Below are 16,957 nucleotides of genomic sequence, written 5' to 3'. Positions count from 1 at the left end.
ACCGCTCTCACAGCACGGGAGATAGTCACGGCATCCCCGAATCTCCCCGGACGTGAGCCGCACGCCGGTGATGCCGACGACGTCGTCAAGGAGGGCCGCCGTGACCAGCGCAGCCGATACGGCACCTGCCGCACCCGCAGCGGGACCGGGCCCCGCAGCCAAGCGGGACCGCACCCACTATCTCTACGTAGCGGTGATCGCCGCGGTGGTGCTCGGCGTCGTCGTCGGGTTCGCCTCGCCGGATTTCGCCGAGGAGCTGAAGCCGCTCGGCACCGGCTTCGTGAACCTGATCAAGATGATGATCTCGCCGATCATCTTCTGCACGATCGTGCTCGGCGTCGGTTCGGTGCGCAAGGCCGCGAAGGTCGGCAAGGTGGGCGGTCTCGCCCTCGGCTACTTCATCGCCATGTCGTTCGTGGCGCTCGCCATCGGCCTGGTGATCGGCAACCTCGTCCACCCGGGCAGCGGCATGCACCTGACCGAGGCCGTCAAGGGCGTCGGCCACGCGCAGGCGGACGCGGCGAAGGAGGGCCCGGTCGACTTCGTGCTCGGGATCATCCCGACCACGCTGGTGTCGGCGTTCACCGAGGGCGAGGTCCTGCAGACCCTGCTGGTCGCGCTGCTCGTCGGGTTCGCGCTGCAGGCCATGGGCCGCAAGGGCGAGCCGGTGCTGCGCGGGGTCGAGCACATCCAGCGGCTGGTGTTCCGCGTGCTCGCCATGATCATGTGGGCGGCGCCGATCGGCGCGTTCGGCGCGATGGCCGCCGTGGTCGGCGAGACGGGCATCGACGCGCTGAAGGCGCTCGCCACGATCATGTTCGGCTTCTACGCCACCTGTCTGCTGTTCGTGATCGTGGTGCTCGGCGCGATGACCCGGGTGGTGGCCGGCGTCAACATCTTCCACCTGCTGAAGTACCTGGGCCGCGAGTTCCTGCTGATCCTGTCCACCTCGTCGTCCGAGTCCGCGCTGCCCCGGCTGATCGCGAAGATGGAGCACCTGGGCGTGAGCCGCCCGGTCGTCGGCATCACCGTGCCGACCGGCTACTCCTTCAACCTCGACGGCACGATGATCTACCTGACCATGGCCTCGCTGTTCATCGCGGACGCCATGGACCAGCCGCTCTCCATCGGCCAGCAGATCACCCTGCTGCTGTTCATGATGATCGCGTCCAAGGGCGCGGCGGGCGTCACCGGCGCGGGCCTCGCCACCCTCGCGGGCGCCCTCCAGTCCCACAAGCCCGCCCTGGTCGACGGCGTCGGCCTCATCGTCGGCATCGACCGCTTCATGAGCGAGGCCCGCGCGCTGACCAACTTCGCCGGCAACGCGGTCGCCACGCTGCTGATCGGCACCTGGACGGGCGAGGTGGACAAGGACCGCGTACGGCGGGTGCTGGCGGGCGAGCTGCCGTTCGACGAGCGGACCCTGCTGGACGACTCCGACGACGTCCCGGCCCAGGCGCCGAAGGCGCGGGAGGACGACGAGAAGCAGCTCGCCAAGGCCTGAGGGGGCCTGAGGCCTGGGGGGCCTGAGCGGCCTGAGGGGCCTTCCCCCGGCGCCCGCACCGCGCGGGCGCCCCACGACTCCGGACGCCCGGCCTTGCCTGAACCTTGGCCGGGCGCCCGGCTTTCTTCCTGGGCCCCGAGCGGGCGTCCGGCCGTGCCCGGCCCCTGGCCGGGCATCGGCTTTCCCTTGCGCCCCGCGAGCGGGTGCCTAGCCTTGTCCCGCGCCCCGCGAGCAGCACGTCCGGCTCCCTCCCGAGCCCCGAGCGGGCTTCCGCCCGAGCACCGAGCGGGCGTCCGGCTTCCGCCCGCGCCCCGAGCGGGCTTCCTCCCGAGCCCCGAGCGGGCGTCCGGCTTCCTTCGCGCCTCGCCGGCTCTTTCCCGCCCCCGAACGGGCACCCGGCTCTCTCCCGCCCGTGAGCGGGCACCGGGTTCTTTCCCGCCCCCCGAGCGGGCACCCGGTTCTTTCTCGCGCCCCGAGCGGGCACCGGGTTCTTTCCCGCCCCCCGAGCGGGCACCCGGTTCTTTCTCGCGCCCCGAGCGGGCACCCGGTTCCTTCCCGCGCCCCGAGCGGCCGTCCCCCGACCAGGGGGGGCGGCCGCTCCGCCGTCAGTGCGCGAGGCGCGCGACCAGCGCGCCCGCCAGTGCCGCCGGCACCCCCGCCGCCGCCAGGACCGTCACGGCGGCCGAACGGCCGGCCTCGTGGGCCGGCAGCAGTTCGTCGTTCACGGCCTCCATCAGCGCGAACAGGATCTGCTCGTGCACGTGCGCCAGGGCGGGCGCGGGCAGCGGCGAGCTGAAGACGCCCTGGTCGAAGCCGCGCTGGAGGAGGTCCGCACAGGCCGTGCGGACCGGGGCCAGCCGCTCGCGGATGCCCTCCATGGTGACCGTGCGCTGGGCCAGCGCCACCAGCAGCCGGTAACGGTCGGCGATGGGCCAGATCGCCAGCACCGAGCGCGCCACCGCCTCCGCCGGGTCCGCCACGCCCTCGCGCCCCGCCGCGTGCGCGTCCGCCAGCGCCTGCACCGCGTCGTCCACGAGCGTGCTGATCAGTGCCTCGCGGCTCGGGAAGTGCCCGTACACCGTGCGCCGTACGACGCCCGCGGCGCGCGCGATCTGGTCCATGGACGCGTCGGGGTCGCGCAGCAGCTCGGCGAGGGCGACGTCGAGGATGCGGCGCCGGTTGACGTCGGCGCGCGTGCTGTTACCCGTGGTCATGGCTGACATTCTGCACCCCGCTCGATTTGCACAGCCTTGTGCATCGTCGTACATTGCACAGGGTTGTGTAAGTGCACACGCCTGTGCAATTTTCGTCGCGCTTCCGAGGAAGGCAACCCCTGCCATGCGACTCGTCATGAACGAACCGGTGGAGCGGATGGACCGCCCCTACGCCCGGCGCTGGTGGGCGCTGCTGGTGCTCTGCCTGAGCCTGCTGATCATCGTGATGGCCAACACCGCCCTCACCGTCGCCGCGCCCGACATGACCCGCGATCTCGGGCTGTCCAGCTCCGACCTGCAATGGGTCATCGACGGCTACACCGTCCCCTACGCGGCGCTGATGCTGCTGCTCGGCGCGATCGGCGACAAGTACAGCCGGCGCGGCGCGCTCGTCCTCGGCCTGCTGGTGTTCGGCGGCGGAGCCGTCTTCGGCTACCTCGCCGACAGCGCGGCCACCGTCATCGCGGCCCGCGCCGTGATGGGCGTCGGCGCCGCGCTGATCATGCCGGCCACGCTCTCCCTGCTCGCCGCGACCTTCCCACGCGCCGAACGCGCCAAGGCGATCACCCTGTGGACCGCCACCGCCGGACTCGCCATCGCGGCCGGCCCGGTCGTCGCCGGCGCACTGCTGAAGAACCACGGCTGGGCCTCCACGTTCCTGATCAACGTGCCCGTCGCCGCCGTCGCCCTGGTTGCCGCGTTCGTCCTCGTCCCGCCGTCCAAGGCCGGTCACCACGACCGGATCGACTACGTCGGCGGACTGCTGTCCGTGGTGTGGACCGGCGCCCTCGTCTACATGATCATCCAGGGCCCGCACTTCGGCTGGGACGCCAAGGCGATCACCGCGGCGGTGGTCGCGGGCGCGGGCCTGACCGCGTTCGTCCTGTGGGAGCTGCGCCACCCGCGCCCCATCCTCGACGTGCGCCGCTTCGCCCACCGCCGCTTCGCCGGCGCCAACCTGGCCGTCGCCCTGTTCTTCCTCGCCGTCTTCGGCGCCTTCTACTACCTCACCCAGCACCTCCAGTTCGTCCTCGGCTACGACGCCCTGGCCACCGGCGTGCGCATGCTGCCGCTGGCCGGCGCGGTCTTCGCCGGCTCCGCGCTGACCGGGTACCTCACCCCGCGCGTCGGCATGAAGTGGACGGTCAGCGCGGGCATGGTCGGCGGCACCACCGCGCTCGCCCTGCTCACCCGCATCGACGCCGGGTCCTCCTACGGCGACCTCGTGGCCCCGCTGATCATCCTCGGCCTCGCGATCGGCCTCGCGCTGTCGCCCTGCACCGACGCGATCATGGGCTCCTTCCCGGAGTCCGAGCTGGGCGTCGGCGGCGCCGTCAACGACACCTCGCTGGAGCTGGGCGGCTCCCTCGGCATCGCGATCCTCGGCTCGCTGCTGGCGACCTCCTACTCCGACCACCTCTCCGACGCCACCGCCGGCAGCCGCCTCCCGGCGAGCGCCCTGGCCACCGCGCAGGACTCGGTCGGCGCCGGGTACGCCGTCGCGCAGGGCATCGGCGACAAGGCGCGGCAGCTCGCGGCGCAGGCCGCCCACGCGTCCGACCCCCAGCAGGCCGGGCAGCTCAAGGCGCAGGCGGGTCAACTCGCCGAGGGCGCCCGCCAGATGAAGGACGCCGTCGGCTCCGCCTTCGCCGACGCGGTGGCCCACACCAGCCTGGTCGGCGCGGTCGTCCTCGGCGTGGGCACCCTCGCCGTGGCCCTGCTCCTGCCGCGCGGCACGGCCCCCGAGGCGGAGCCGGCCGAAGACGAGGAGAAGGAACTGGTGGGCAGCGGGGCGAACCAGCCGGGGTGACCGGGCGAACTGAAACTCCCCGTCCGCCGTCTCTCTCCGCGACGGACGATGCACTACCGTGCCGTGCCGTACCGACCGGGTGCGGCACGGCCGTGCGCGCACACGGAGCAAGTGACGCAAGTGATGGAGGCGACGGGGGATGGCGATCGACTGGGACCGGCGTACGTGCGCGCGCAAGGGGCACGTGACCTACGCGCCGGACGACCCCCGGCTGCGGATCCGGCTGCACGCCGACACCGCGCTCGGCGAGGTGTGGCGCTGCCTGCGCTGCGGTGACTTCGTGCTCGGCGACCCGCACGGCTCCGGACCGGCCGCCGAGGCCCCGCTGGTGCCGCGCGGCAAGGTGCTGCGCGACCTGTTCGTCCTGCGCTTCCTCGCCGTCGAGCGGGCGGTGCGCGGCGTGTTCATCGTCCTGGTCGCCGTGGCGGTGTGGAAGTTCAGCAACAGCCAGGACGCGGTGCGCCGGCTGTTCGAGGAATACCTGGACGTCCTGCGCCCGGTCTTCAAGCACTTCCACTACGACCTCGACCATTCGCCGGTCGTCGGCACCATCCAGAAGACCTTCGGCTACAAGCACTCCACCCTGCTGCTGGTCGCCGGACTGCTCCTCGCCTACGCGCTGGTGGAGATCATCGAGGCGGTGGGCCTCTGGTACGCCAAGCGCTGGGCGGAGTACCTGACGGTGGTCGCCACGGCGGCCTTCCTGCCGCTGGAGATCTACGAACTCACCGAGCACATCAGCGCGCTGAAGATCACCACCCTGGTCCTCAACATCCTCGCCGTCCTCTACATCGCCGTCACCAAACGCCTCTTCGGCCTCCGCGGCGGCCGCCGAGCCTTCGACGAGGAACGCCGCAGCGCGTCCCTGCTGGAGGTGGAGGAGTCGGCGGGGGTGCTGGTCTGAACCGACGCCGACACGGACACGGATGCGTCGCCCCGCGTCACGGCCGGACGTCACGGCCGGCCGGTCGTGGGGCACCGTCGCGCCCGGCCTCTTGCCTTGACGTCGGCGTCAAGCCGTAGCGTCGTCCTCATGCGAATCGGCGAGCTGGCCGCGCGGGCCGGGACGACGGCCCGGGCGCTGCGGTACTACGAGTCGCGGGGGCTGCTGCCCGCGCGGCGGGACGAGCACGGGCACCGCACGTACGAAGAGCGGGACCTCAGGCTGCTGCGGCAGATCAGGACGCTCCAGGACTTCGGGTTCGACCTGGAGGAGACCCGGCCGTTCGTGGAGTGCCTGCGCGCCGGGCACCCGGAGGGCGACTCCTGCCCGGCGTCGCTCGTGGTGTACCGGCGCAAGCTGGACGAGCTGGACGCGCTGATCGGCGAGCTGGCGGCCGTACGGGCGAAGGTCGGCGAGCAGCTGGCGCGGGCGGAGGCGGCGCGGGACGGGCTGGCGGCCGAGGCGCTGGTTCCGGGGGGTCCGGAACCCGTGTGCGAACTGGGAGGGTGACGGCGATGAGCCAGGCTCAGGGTGTGGCCGAGGTGACCGACGCGGACTTCGCGGGGGAGGTGCTGGCGGCGGACCGGCCGGTGCTGGTGGAGTTCACCGCCGACTGGTGCCCGCCGTGCCGGCAGATGGCGCCGGTGCTGAGCGCCCTCGCGGCGGAGGAGGGCGAGCGGCTGAAGGTGGTCCAGCTGAACGTGGACCACAACCCGGACACCACGAACGCGTACAAGGTGCTGTCCATGCCGACGTTCATGGTCTTCCGCGGCGGCGAGCCGGTGCGGTCCATGGTGGGGGCGCGGCCCAAGCGGCGGCTGCTGGCGGAGGTGGCGGACGCGCTGCCGGACGTGGTGTTCGACGGGGCGGCGCCCGCCGCGCGGTAGCCGGTGGGGCCGTACGGGCCCCGGACACGAGGAAATCCCCCGGACAATTGCGTCCGGGGGATTTCTCTGCGTATATTCGGTGGTTCGCGACTTCGTTTTCGAAACGGTCGCGGGGAAGTCCAGTGAGCACAGTATATCCGGGCGGGAGCGGAATTGTCAAACACCGAATTGACCGACGGTGAATTGCGACGGGAACAGGAATTCGTCGACGGTCTGTACGCGCGCGTGGACGCGCTGCGCGGCGATGCCGAGTCCTCCGTCACCGACGCGCTCGCGCAGGGCGACAAGCCCATGCAGGCCAGACTGGAGCGGGACATCCTCGTCGCCGAGCGCTCCGGGCTGCTGGCCGCGCTGAACGCCGTGGACGGCTCGCTGTGCTTCGGCCGGATCGACCTGACCGACGGCACCTGCCACCACATCGGCCGGATCGGCCTGCGCGCCGACGACGCCGAGCGCACCCCCGTCCTGATCGACTGGCGGGCCGATGTCGCCCGCCCCTTCTACCTGGCCACCGGCCACACCCCGATGGGCCTCAGGCGCCGTCGGCACATCTCCTCCGAGGGCCGCCGGGTCACCGCCCTGCACGACGAGATCCTCGACCTCGGCGACGCCACCCGCACCGGCCACGAGGACCCGACCGGCGACGCGGTGCTGCTGGCCGCGCTGAACTCGGCGCGCACCGGCCGCATGGGCGACATCGTCCGCACCATCCAGGCCGACCAGGACCGCATCATCCGCGCCCCGCACCGCGGCGTGCTGGTGGTGGAGGGCGGCCCGGGCACCGGCAAGACCGCCGTCGCCCTGCACCGCGCCGCCTACCTGCTCTACGAGCACCGCGAGCTGCTGGCCCGGCGCGCCGTCCTCATCGTCGGCCCCAACCCGGCCTTCCTCGGCTACATCGGCGAGGTGCTGCCCTCCCTCGGCGAGACCGGCGTCCTGCTGGCCACCGTCGGCGAGCTGTTCCCCGGCGTGAAGGCCACCGCCGCCGACACCCCGGAGGCCGCCGCCGTCAAGGGCCGCGCCGACATGGCCGACGTGCTCGCCGCCGTCGTACGGGACCGGCAGGCGCTGCCCGACCCCGTCATCGCCATCGAGCACGACCGCGAGGTCCTGATGCTGGACGACGGCCTGGTCAACGTCGCCCGCGAACGCACCCGCGCCGCGAAGCTGCCGCACAACGCGGCCCGCGAGCACTTCGAGGGCCACATCCTGAACACGCTCACCGACATGGTCGCCGAGCGCATCGGCACCGACCCCTACGACGGCTCCAACCTCCTCGACCCGAGCGACATCACCCAGATCCGCGACGAGCTGGCCGAGAACCCCGAGGTGTGGTCCGCCATCGACCAGCTGTGGCCGCGGATCACCCCGCAGCGCCTGGTCGCCGACTTCCTCGCCGAGCCCGGCGGGTACGTGTCCGACGCGGACGCCGCCGCGATCCGCCGCCCGGTCACCCGGGCCTGGACCGTCGCCGACGTGCCCCTGCTGGACGAGGCCGCCGAACTGCTCGGCGAGGACGACCGCGTGGTCCGCGCCCGCGCCGAACGCGAGCGGGAGACGCAGATCGCCTACGCGCAGGGCGTCCTCGACGTCTCCTACGCCTCACGGACCTACGAGTTCGACGACAAGGACGACGAGGACTCCGAGATCCTCTCGGCGCACGACATCATCGACGCCGAGCGGTTCGCCGAACGGCAGGCGGAGGACGACCACCGCAGCGCCGCCGAGCGCGCGGCGGCCGACCGCACCTGGGCGTTCGGGCACATCATCGTGGACGAGGCGCAGGAGCTGTCGCCGATGGCGTGGCGGCTGCTGATGCGGCGCAGCCCGACCCGCTCGATGACGCTGGTCGGCGACCCGGCGCAGACTGCCGAGGCGGCCGGCGTCGGCGCCTGGTCGGACATCCTGGAGCCCTACGTCGGCGACCGCTGGGAGCACACCCGCCTCGGCGTCAACTACCGCACCCCCGCCGAGATCATGGACGTCGCCGCGGCCGTGGTCCGCGCGGAGGACCCGGGCTTCACGCCGCCGAGTTCGGTGCGCTCCACGGGCGTGCGGCCCTGGGCCCGCGCCACCGACGACCTGCCCGGCGCGGTGGAGAAGGCCGTCGCCGAACTCACCCCGGCCGAGGGCCGGCTTGCGGTGATCGCTCCGCGCGACCTGCACCGGCGGCTGGCCGCCCGGCTGGACGGCGTGACGGCCGGCGCGGAGCCCGACCTGACCCGGCAGGTCGTCCTGCTGGACCCGCGCCAGGCGAAGGGCCTGGAGTTCGACTCCGTCCTGGTGGTCGAGCCCGCCCGCTACGGCACGAGCGACCTGTACGTCGCCCTGACCCGGGCGACGCAGCGGCTGGGAATCCTGCACACCGGGCCCCTCCCGGAGGGGCTGGTGGTGGCGGGCTGACGTGCTCTGAGTCTCTGCCCGACTCTGCCGGAGTCGGGCAGACTCGGAGTCCTGCGGTGCCCGTCAATCCCAGCCGGCGTGCGCCGCACCGTTCTCTACGTCGTCCGGGTGAACGATGATGTCAGGTATGTCCAGGTGGCTCATGAGAGCCTTCAGGTACACCTGATGCTTTCGCCCCATGAACGTCGTGGGGCAGGGAAAATTACCTGCCCGGATCATGCGATAAGCGGAAGATGGGGGTATGCCCAATACCTCTGCGGCGACCGGAAGGCCGACGAACGCGGGGTAGAAGTCCGAGATGTAATAGTAATGATTGCCGCCCGTGACGAATATACGCGCGAGCATCGAGTCGGTCGCGAGGCGGTTCGGCACACCTGGGCGACGGCCGGTCCGGATGTCATCGTGGAAAGCATTGATGACGTGCAGGGGGACGAACCTCCGCAATTTGGCCCCATGGCTCTCACCCAGGGCTTGCTCGGCGACAGCCGGGTCTCGAAGATTGGCGTTATGGATGATTGCAGAGGCGTTGATCGCGAATTCTTTCGGAGCTTCTTCTTGCGTGTGCAGGATGTCTAAGTCACCGATGGTGCTCTCATTGTCGTGGATTTTTGCGCACGCATAAGCAGCGTTGACCGCCGCTTTGAGCATCATCCCTGGTACGTCGCTCGGAGTGACTCCCGTCGCTGTGGTGGCCCAGGTGTCGAGGGCGGATGCGACCATTTCGGCCTGGATATCCTCCAGATCGGCATAGAAGGTCCGGGAGATGCTCTCTGAGCGCTTGCGAAGAAACGGGGTCAGGCAGTCCACGACGGCCATACGCCATCTGTCGTCGCCGCGCATGTCGGACAGCCTTCCCATGGCCACCATGGAATCCCACAAGCGGGACTTTGCGGGACGGGCCGCTCGTGCGACTACAGCTTTGGAGCGAAACTCGTCGTACTGAGGGTGACGCTTGATTTCGCACTGTTGCGCATTGTCCACATGGACGCAAATCGGCTGGCTTCCGAAGGCGGTCCGAACGTGCTCTGCAACGCAATCGAATGCGTCGGACATGCTCTGCGCTCCAAACTCCGCTCCCTGTGATGGCAGCAGAGTAGGGCGCGTTTCTCGAACATCTAGTCCCATTAACCTATAATGATCGAAATCTTTCGCTAATGTCCCCACTGGTCGGTAATGATGCTTGGTGGGCGACGCAACGTGCCTTGATTTTGGCGTTGGTGACAGGATCCGGACGCAGGACGGAGTCGATGAGTGGCCGAGCTTGAGGCGGTGGTGGGGCAGCTGAGACAGGCTCGACGGCCGCAACGACCTCCTGCAGGCGTCAGCAGATCCCTACCGCTCGGTCTGCCCGAACCCGAGGCGCCCTAGTACTCCAGTGCGACTTCGTGACTGGTTCGATGACCTTGCGGGGTACGCAGCCGGGCTTGTTATGGAGGTGGAGCGGGATGGACGGACGCACGGTCATCCTGAACGAGTTGGCGCAAGGCATCCATCCGCTCACCCAGGGCGTCGGCTGGTTCGAGGGTCTCGCCGACACTGAGCAGTTCGAAGTCCTGCGCGACCTGGCAGGGTTCTGTATCCAGACCCGCGCAACCAGCGAGGACGGGTCGGAGAGCATCCGCAGAGTTGGCATCCGGCCCACCCATACCCCGGCCGTGCTGGTCACGCGCGGACGCCTCACCGAGCAACTGGCAAAGATCATCAACCTTCCGCATGGCGAGCGGGTCAAGGCATTCCGGCTGCTGGTCGCACTTCTTGGCGTCGCTGATGATCGGCGGCGGCTCCGCTTCTGTGCTGACGGGTGCGGGCATGCCTGGCACCACCTGAGGACCGGAGCGGGCAACGAAACGGCCACCCCGTGATCACCGGGGGTTGTGTGGACTCCTGAAGATCGTGCTGTGGCCGCGGGCCACAGCATAGACGCGGCCCGTTGGCGGGCGATGTTCGACCAGGCCATGGCCCGGATCGCGGGCCGGTTCAGCCGGGTTGAGCCGCGTGCCACGGCCCGCGCGTTCATGCTCGGGTTGCTGTCCGGCGTCGAGCGGAAAAACTGCTGGCGGCTGGCCGAGCAGGCCGGCCATGCCCGCCCTGGCCCGATGCAGCGGCTGCTGCGAACCGCCCGCTGGGACGCCGACGCCCTCCGTGATGACGTGCACGCCTACGTCCTCGAGCACCTCGGTGCCGACAACGGCGTGCTGATCGTCGACGAGACAGGCTTCCTGAAGAAGGGCGTCGCTTCGGCGGGCGTGCAGCGGCAATACACCGGCACCGCGGGGCGGATCGAGAACAGCCAGGTCGGCGTCTTCCTTGCCTACGCCTCCAGCAGAGGACGGGCGTTGATCGACCGTCGGCTCTACCTGCCCGATACGTCCTGGTCCCGGGACGCCGAGCGCCGCACCCGTGCCGGGGTGCCCGACCAGGTGGAGTTCGCGACCAAGCCCACGCTGACCGGGCAGATGATCGCGGCCGCGTTGGACGCCGGCATCGGCGCATCCTGGGTGACCGGCGATGAGGCATACGGTCAAGATCCCGGCCTACGCGCGCTGTTGGAGTCCCGCCGGACTGGTTACATCTTGGCCGTTGCCTGCAGCACCCGGGTGCGGATCAACCAGGGGCGAACTGCTGCCCGGGTGGATGTTATCGCCGACCGCCTGCCCGCCTCGGCCTGGCACCGGCAGAGCGCAGGAGCCGGAGCGAAGGGGCCGCGCTACTACGACTGGGCCTGGATCGAGATCGGCGCCGACGGCCACCGGCACCTGCTGATCCGCCGCAACCCACCAGCGGCGAGCTCGCCTTCTATCTGTGCTGGTCCCCAAAACGGGTGCCGCTGTCCGAAAGCGTCAGAGTGGCTGGGACCAGGTGGTGCATCGAGGAGGTCGGACTGGATCACTACCAGGTCCGCCACTGGACCCCCTGGCATCGGCACATCACTCTGGCCATGCTCGCCCTGGCATTCCTGGCCGCCCTCGCTGCCGACGCGACACCGGTCGGGACCGCACAGCCGAACCGGCCCGCCCGCAACCCCGACCCCATCGACCTGACCGTTCCCGAGATCCGCCACCTACTCGGCACCCTGCTGAGCCCACCAAACACATCCCCGCGCAGGGTGTTGCACTGGTCAAACTGGTGCAGAACCCACCAGGCCGCAGCCCGGCGCAGCCATTACCTGCGACGACTCGCTGCCCCCGCGACCGGATAGATCACGAAGTCGCACTGGAGTACTAGGCCGGGCGGAGCCACACCGTCGCCAGCGGGGGCAGGGTCAGGTGGAGGCTGGCCGGGCGGCCGTGCCAGGGCTGGGGGTCCGGTTTGAGCGGGTCCGGGCGGACCACGTCGCTGCCGCCGTAGCGGGCCGCGTCGGTGTTCACGACCTCCCGCCAGGCCGGCACGTCGTCGGGGACGCCGATGCGGTAGTCGGGGCGCACCACCGGGGCGAAGTGCGACACCACCAGCAGCGGCGAGCCGTCGGCGTCGTAGCGCAGGAAGGCGAACACGTTGTCGTCGGCCGCGTCGCCGACGATCCACTGGAAGCCGTCCGGGTGCACATCGCGCGACCACAGGGCCGGGGTGTCGCGGTAGACGGAGTTCAGGTCGCGGACCAGATCCAGCACACCCCGGTGGTCGGCCGCCGCGCCGTAGGCCGGGTCCAGCAGCCACCAGTCCGGGCCGCGCTCCTCGGACCACTCCGCGCCCTGCGCGAACTCCTGGCCCATGAACAGGAGTTGCTTGCCCGGATGGGACCACATGTAGGCGAGGTAGGCGCGCAGGTTGGCGCGCTGCTGCCACCAGTCGCCCGGCATCTTCGACACCAGCGAGCCCTTGCCGTGCACCACCTCGTCGTGCGAGATCGGCAGCACGTAGTTCTCGCTGTACGCGTACACCATCGAGAACGTCATCTCGCCGTGGTGGTACTTGCGGTGGATGGGGTCGTGGCTCATGTACTCCAGCGAGTCGTGCATCCAGCCCATGTTCCACTTCAGCCCGAAACCGAGCCCGCCGAAGCCGCTCGGGCCGCGGTGGTGGGTGGCGCGGGTGACGCCGTCCCAGGCCGTCGACTCCTCCGCGACGGTCACCACGCCCGGCACCCTGCGGTACACGGTGGCGTTCATCTCCTGGAGGAACGCCACCGCGTCCAGGTTCTCCCGGCCGCCGTGCTCGTTGGGCCGCCACTGGCCCGGCTCGCGCGAGTAGTCCAGGTAGAGCATGGAGGCCACCGCGTCCACCCGCAGCCCGTCGATGTGGAACTCCTCGCACCAGTACAGGGCGTTGGCGACGAGGAAGTTGCGCACCTCGCGGCGGCCGAAGTCGAACTCCAGCGTGCCCCAGTCCGGATGCGCCGCGCGCAGCGGGTCCGAGTGCTCGTACAGCGGGCGCCCGTCGAACTCCGCCAGCGCCCACTCGTCGCGCGGGAAGTGCGCCGGCACCCAGTCCATGATCACGCCGATGCCGGCCTGGTGCAGCGCGTCCACCAGGTACTTGAAGTCGTCCGGGGTGCCCAGCCGGGCGGTCGGCGCGTAGAAACCGGTGACCTGGTAGCCCCAGGAGCCGCCGAAGGGATGCTCGGCGACCGGCATCAGCTCCACGTGCGTGAAGCCCAGATCCTTGACGTAGGCGGGCAGTTGGGTGGCCAGGTCGCGGTAGGTCAGGCCCGGCCGCCAGGACGGCAGATGGACCTCGTACACCGAGAACGGAGCCTCGTGCGCCGGGAGTTCGGCGCGCCGCGCGAGCCACTCCTCGTCCCGCCACTCGTGGTGCGAGGCGGTGATGATCGACGACGTGGCCGGCGGCACCTCGGTGCGGCGGGCCATCGGGTCCGCGCGCAGCGTCTTCGAGCCGTCCGGGCGGGTGATCTCGAACTTGTACAGCTCGCCCTCGCCGATCCCCGGCACGAACAGCTCCCACACCCCCGTCGCGCCCAGCGAGCGCATCGGGAACGCGGTGCCGTCCCAGAAGTTGAAGGTGCCGGCCACGCGCACGCCCCGCGCGTTGGGCGCCCACACCGCGAAGCGGGTGCCCTCGACGCCCTGGTGGGTCGTCGGGTGCGCGCCGAGCGCCTGCCACAGCTGCTCGTGCCGGCCCTCGCCGATCAGGTACAGGTCCAGCTCGCCGAGCGTCGGCAGGAAGCGGTACGCGTCCTCGGTGACCTGCACCGCCCCGGCGTACGCCACCTCCAGCCGGTACTCCGGTACGGCGCCGGCCGGCAGCAGCCCCGAGAAGAAGCCGTCGCCGTCGTGACGCAGCTCGACCTGGAGGTCCCCGGCGACCACGGCGACCCCGAGCGCGTACGGCTTGAACGCCCGCACCGCGACCCCGCCGGGCACGGGGTGCGCGCCGAGCACCGCGTGCGGATCGTGGTGGGTGCCGGCCAGCAACCGCTCCCGGTCCAGGGTGTCCACGGCGGGGGAGACGGCGAGGGACACCTCCGGGGAGACGAAGGAGGCGGGCACCGCGCCCGCCCCGGCGGGGGACGCCCCACCGGACGCGCCCTTGCCGCCGGACGCGCCCCTGCCGTCGGATGCCGCCCTGCCGCCGGGCGCTGCCTTGCCGCCGGGCGCCCGTACGGACGGGGCCTTGGCGGCCACCGCCTCGCCGGTCGGTGCTTGGACGTCCGGGGCCTGCGCGGCCGTCGCCTCGGCGTCCGGGGCCGTCGCGCCTGGTGCGGTGCCGACGGGGGCGGCGGTCTCGGCGGGGGCCTTCTTCGCCGCGGTCTTCTTCACGGTGGCCTTCTTCGCGGCGGCGGCCTGCGCGGCGGTCTTCTTCGCGGTCGTCTTCCTCGCCGTGGTCTTCTGCGCGGCGGGCGCGCTCTCCGGGGCGGTCGCGGCCTGCGGGGCGGGCGCGGTCTTCGGGGCGGCCTGGGCCGCCACCGCCCTGGCTGCGGAGGTCTTCTTCGCGGGCGCCTTCCTGGCCGTCGCCGTCTTCTTCGCGGCCGTGCTGTCCGGGACCGCTTTCTGCGCCGCGGCCTTCTTGGTGACCGCCTTCGCCGCCGACGCTTTCTCGGCGACCGTCTTGGCCGCCGACTTCTCGGCCGCCGCCGTCCCGGACACCGCCCTCTCCGCAGCCGCCTTCCGCGTGGGCACCTTCTTCGCGGCAGCCTTCGTCGCGGCGGTCGTCTTCGCGGACGCCGTCTCCGGCGTCGCCTTCCGCGCCGTCGCCCTCTTGGTGACGGTCTTCGCCGCGACCGCCTTCTCGGCCGTCTTCCCGGCGGCGGGCGCCTTGCGGGCCGCCGTCTTCTTCGCGGGCGCGGCAGCCTTCTTCGCGGCGGCCACCGTGTCCGGGGCGGCTGTCTTCGCCGCGGCCTTCTTCGTGACGGCCTTCGTCGCCGTCTTCTTCGCGACCGCCGTCTTCGCGGCAGCCTTCGTCGCCGTCTTCTTCGCGGCGGACTTCTTCGCCGCGGCCTTCGCGGGCGTCCCCGGAGGCGTCTTCTTCGGGGGCGTCGGCCGGTCGTCGCCGGCGGCCTCGGCCGTCCGCTTCGGTTCCGGACCGCTGGACGGGGGGCGGGCAGTCACGGGCGGAGCCTCCTCGGCACAGGACAGAACAGGTCGGATGCGGTCGTGCGGTGGGTCACAGGGCGTCGGCCCCGGCCCCGGTTCCGGTCCCGGCCCCGGACCCGGCAGGGTCCGAGGCCTCGGCACCGGGCTCGGCGTCGGCCTCCGTGCCGGTGGCCAACCGCCGGACGGCGGAGAGCGGCACCGGCAGCCAGTCGGGGCGGTTGCGGGCCTCGTACAGGACCTCGTAGATCGCCTTGTCCGTCTCGTAGGCCCGCAGCAGTACCGGATCGGTGCGCGGGTCGCGCCCGCCCGCCTCGGCGTACCCGGTGCAGAACGCCGCCCGGCAGGCCGCCGCCCAGCCCGGTGCGGGCGGCCCGCCGGCCGAGTGCGCCGCGTAGTCGAAGGAGCGCAGCATCCCGGCGACGTCCCGGGCCACGGGCTGCGCCATCCGCCGCTCGGCCAGCGGCTTCGCCGGCTCGCCCTCGAAGTCGATCAGCGACCACTCGCCGGAGGCGGCGCGCAGGCACTGCCCGAGGTGGAGGTCGCCGTGGATGCGCTGCGCGGTCCAGGTGTGGCCCTCGGCGGCGAGATCGGCCAGCGCGTCGAAGGCGGACTGGAGGCCGGGCGCGTACGGCCGCAGCGCCGGCACCGCCTGCGCGGCCGACTGCAGCCGCTCGGTCATGCCGTCCACCAGCGACTGCAGCTGGAGGTGGGCCAGGGTGACGGTGGGCAGCGCCCGGGCCAGCGCGGTGTGCACCTCGGCGGTGGCGCGCCCCAGCGCCCGCGCCTCCGCGCTGAAGTCCTCCCCCTTGGCCAGCTCGCGCAGCGCCAGCTCCCAGCCGTCGGTGGCGCCCTGCACGAACGGCTGGAGCACCCCGAGGACGTACGACTCGTCGGCCACCTCGGCCGTCATCCAGGCGGTCGGCGGCGGCACCCGGGGGCAGCCCTCGCGGGCCAGGGCCAGCGGCAGTTCCAGATCCGGGTTGACGCCCGGCAGGACCCGCCGCAGCAGCTTGAGGATAAACGTATCTCCGTATATCACCGAGGAGTTGGACTGCTCGGCGGTCGCCATCCGCGGCACCAGGTCGGGGCGTATCTCGTCGCGCCGCTCGAAGCGCAGCCCGCCGATGCGGGCCTGGGCGCGCAGCGCCTCCAGGATCACTTCGGCGGGCCGGGGGTCGTACAGGGCCTCGTACACCGTGCGGCCGGCGAACGGGCCCTCGTGGACGTGGCCGATCAGCGCGGGCGCCAGCCTCGGCGGCAGCGCCTCGCGCACGCCTATGAGCAGCTGGTAGCAGTCGCCGGGGTGCGGTACGCCGCCGCCCGGCGCGGACGGCAGCGGCTGGTGGGCGCGCACCAGCAGGTGGTGCAGGCCCAGCTTGGCGTCGGAGGGCAGCAGCTCGGTGGCCGCGACCAGCGAGAACCCGGTGACGGGCCGCCCCTTGCCCGCGAACCAGCGCTGCCGGGGCAGCCACTCCCGCAGCAGCGGGTCCAGCGAGGCGAGAAGACCGGGGCTGCTCGGGGCGGTGGAGCGGGTGACGGCTTGCGACATCGCTTCCGACATGGCGTCGCGTCCAATCGCTGGTCGGGTGTGACTCACGCGTGCCCACAGGCGGGGCGGCGGAAACCGCCCCGTCCGGGGACCCTGGGGCCGTCCGTCCGGATCACGCCGGGGATCGCCCGCCGTGCCGGCCGCGACGGCCCGCCC

At 71.7% G+C, this 16,957-nt stretch carries 11 protein-coding genes and 1 pseudogene; 8 read left to right on the top strand and 4 right to left on the bottom strand.

The window, feature by feature from the left end:
• Positions 1–70: 70 nt before the first annotated feature.
• Entirely contained in the window at positions 71–1,504 is a 1,434-nt protein-coding gene (locus tag K7787_RS23360) for a cation:dicarboxylate symporter family transporter (protein ID WP_203622573.1), read from the top strand.
• Positions 1,505–2,109: 605 nt separating this feature from the next.
• Here K7787_RS23360 and K7787_RS23355 read toward each other — a convergent pair.
• Complete coding sequence (locus K7787_RS23355) at positions 2,110–2,727, bottom strand: TetR/AcrR family transcriptional regulator (RefSeq protein ID WP_043261309.1); 618 nt, start codon at positions 2,725–2,727, stop codon at positions 2,110–2,112.
• Positions 2,728–2,842: 115 nt separating this feature from the next.
• Here K7787_RS23355 and K7787_RS23350 point away from each other — a divergent pair, with 115 nt between their 5' ends.
• From K7787_RS23350 to K7787_RS23330, 5 genes are all read left to right on the top strand, one after another.
• A complete protein-coding gene (locus tag K7787_RS23350; protein WP_223002805.1) occupies positions 2,843–4,528 on the top strand; it encodes an MFS transporter in 1,686 nt (561 codons plus the stop codon).
• Between the two features lie 139 nt (positions 4,529–4,667).
• On the top strand, positions 4,668–5,432 hold the full coding sequence (locus tag K7787_RS23345; RefSeq protein ID WP_223002804.1) for a DUF2127 domain-containing protein: 765 nt from the start codon (positions 4,668–4,670) through the stop codon (positions 5,430–5,432).
• Positions 5,433–5,561: 129 nt separating this feature from the next.
• Complete coding sequence (locus K7787_RS23340) at positions 5,562–5,981, top strand: MerR family transcriptional regulator (protein WP_223002803.1); 420 nt, start codon at positions 5,562–5,564, stop codon at positions 5,979–5,981.
• A gap of 5 nt (positions 5,982–5,986) precedes the next feature.
• The gene (locus K7787_RS23335) at positions 5,987–6,358 is read left to right on the top strand and encodes a thioredoxin family protein (RefSeq protein ID WP_078512169.1); all 372 of its coding nucleotides are present in this window, start codon (positions 5,987–5,989) and stop codon (positions 6,356–6,358) included.
• A 135-nt stretch (positions 6,359–6,493) separates the two neighbouring features.
• Complete coding sequence (locus K7787_RS23330; protein ID WP_223002813.1) at positions 6,494–8,761, top strand: HelD family protein; 2,268 nt, start codon at positions 6,494–6,496, stop codon at positions 8,759–8,761.
• A 63-nt stretch (positions 8,762–8,824) separates the two neighbouring features.
• Here the strand turns inward: K7787_RS23330 and K7787_RS23325 are convergent, their stop codons facing one another.
• The gene (locus tag K7787_RS23325) at positions 8,825–9,814 is read right to left on the bottom strand and encodes a helix-turn-helix transcriptional regulator (RefSeq protein ID WP_223002802.1); all 990 of its coding nucleotides are present in this window, start codon (positions 9,812–9,814) and stop codon (positions 8,825–8,827) included.
• A 392-nt stretch (positions 9,815–10,206) separates the two neighbouring features.
• On the opposite strand from K7787_RS23325, the gene K7787_RS23320 reads away from it, so the two are divergent.
• Positions 10,207–10,623: a DUF5958 family protein gene (locus K7787_RS23320; protein ID WP_223002801.1), complete on the top strand. Its 417-nt coding sequence runs from the start codon at positions 10,207–10,209 to the stop codon at positions 10,621–10,623.
• 78 nt (positions 10,624–10,701) lie between these two features.
• Positions 10,702–11,960 (top strand): annotated as a pseudogene (locus tag K7787_RS23315) (IS701 family transposase).
• A 22-nt stretch (positions 11,961–11,982) separates the two neighbouring features.
• Here the strand turns inward: K7787_RS23315 and glgB are convergent.
• Positions 11,983–15,267, bottom strand: coding sequence for a 1,4-alpha-glucan branching enzyme (gene glgB, locus K7787_RS23310; protein ID WP_223002800.1), 3,285 nt, complete (start codon positions 15,265–15,267; stop codon positions 11,983–11,985).
• Positions 15,268–15,322: 55 nt separating this feature from the next.
• Positions 15,323–16,801, bottom strand: coding sequence for a maltokinase N-terminal cap-like domain-containing protein (locus tag K7787_RS23305; protein WP_223002799.1), 1,479 nt, complete (start codon positions 16,799–16,801; stop codon positions 15,323–15,325).
• Between the last annotated feature and the right edge of the window lie 156 nt (positions 16,802–16,957).

The organism is Streptomyces sennicomposti (assembly GCF_019890635.1).
Lineage (GTDB): Bacteria > Actinomycetota > Actinomycetes > Streptomycetales > Streptomycetaceae > Streptomyces > Streptomyces sennicomposti.
The sequence above is the reverse complement of the archived record's forward strand: the minus strand, read 5'-3'. Positions and strand labels throughout refer to the sequence as shown.

Coding starts and splice junctions, on each gene's coding strand:
- K7787_RS23360 (WP_203622573.1), top strand. CDS start 71: ATGCCGACGACGTCGTCAAGGAGGGCCGCCGTGACCAGCGCAGCCGAT.
- K7787_RS23355 (WP_043261309.1), bottom strand. CDS start 2,727: ATGTCAGCCATGACCACGGGTAACAGCACGCGCGCCGACGTCAACCGG.
- K7787_RS23350 (WP_223002805.1), top strand. CDS start 2,843: ATGCGACTCGTCATGAACGAACCGGTGGAGCGGATGGACCGCCCCTAC.
- K7787_RS23345 (WP_223002804.1), top strand. CDS start 4,668: ATGGCGATCGACTGGGACCGGCGTACGTGCGCGCGCAAGGGGCACGTG.
- K7787_RS23340 (WP_223002803.1), top strand. CDS start 5,562: ATGCGAATCGGCGAGCTGGCCGCGCGGGCCGGGACGACGGCCCGGGCG.
- K7787_RS23335 (WP_078512169.1), top strand. CDS start 5,987: ATGAGCCAGGCTCAGGGTGTGGCCGAGGTGACCGACGCGGACTTCGCG.
- K7787_RS23325 (WP_223002802.1), bottom strand. CDS start 9,814: ATGTCCGACGCATTCGATTGCGTTGCAGAGCACGTTCGGACCGCCTTC.
- K7787_RS23320 (WP_223002801.1), top strand. CDS start 10,207: ATGGACGGACGCACGGTCATCCTGAACGAGTTGGCGCAAGGCATCCAT.
- K7787_RS23305 (WP_223002799.1), bottom strand. CDS start 16,801: ATGTCGCAAGCCGTCACCCGCTCCACCGCCCCGAGCAGCCCCGGTCTT.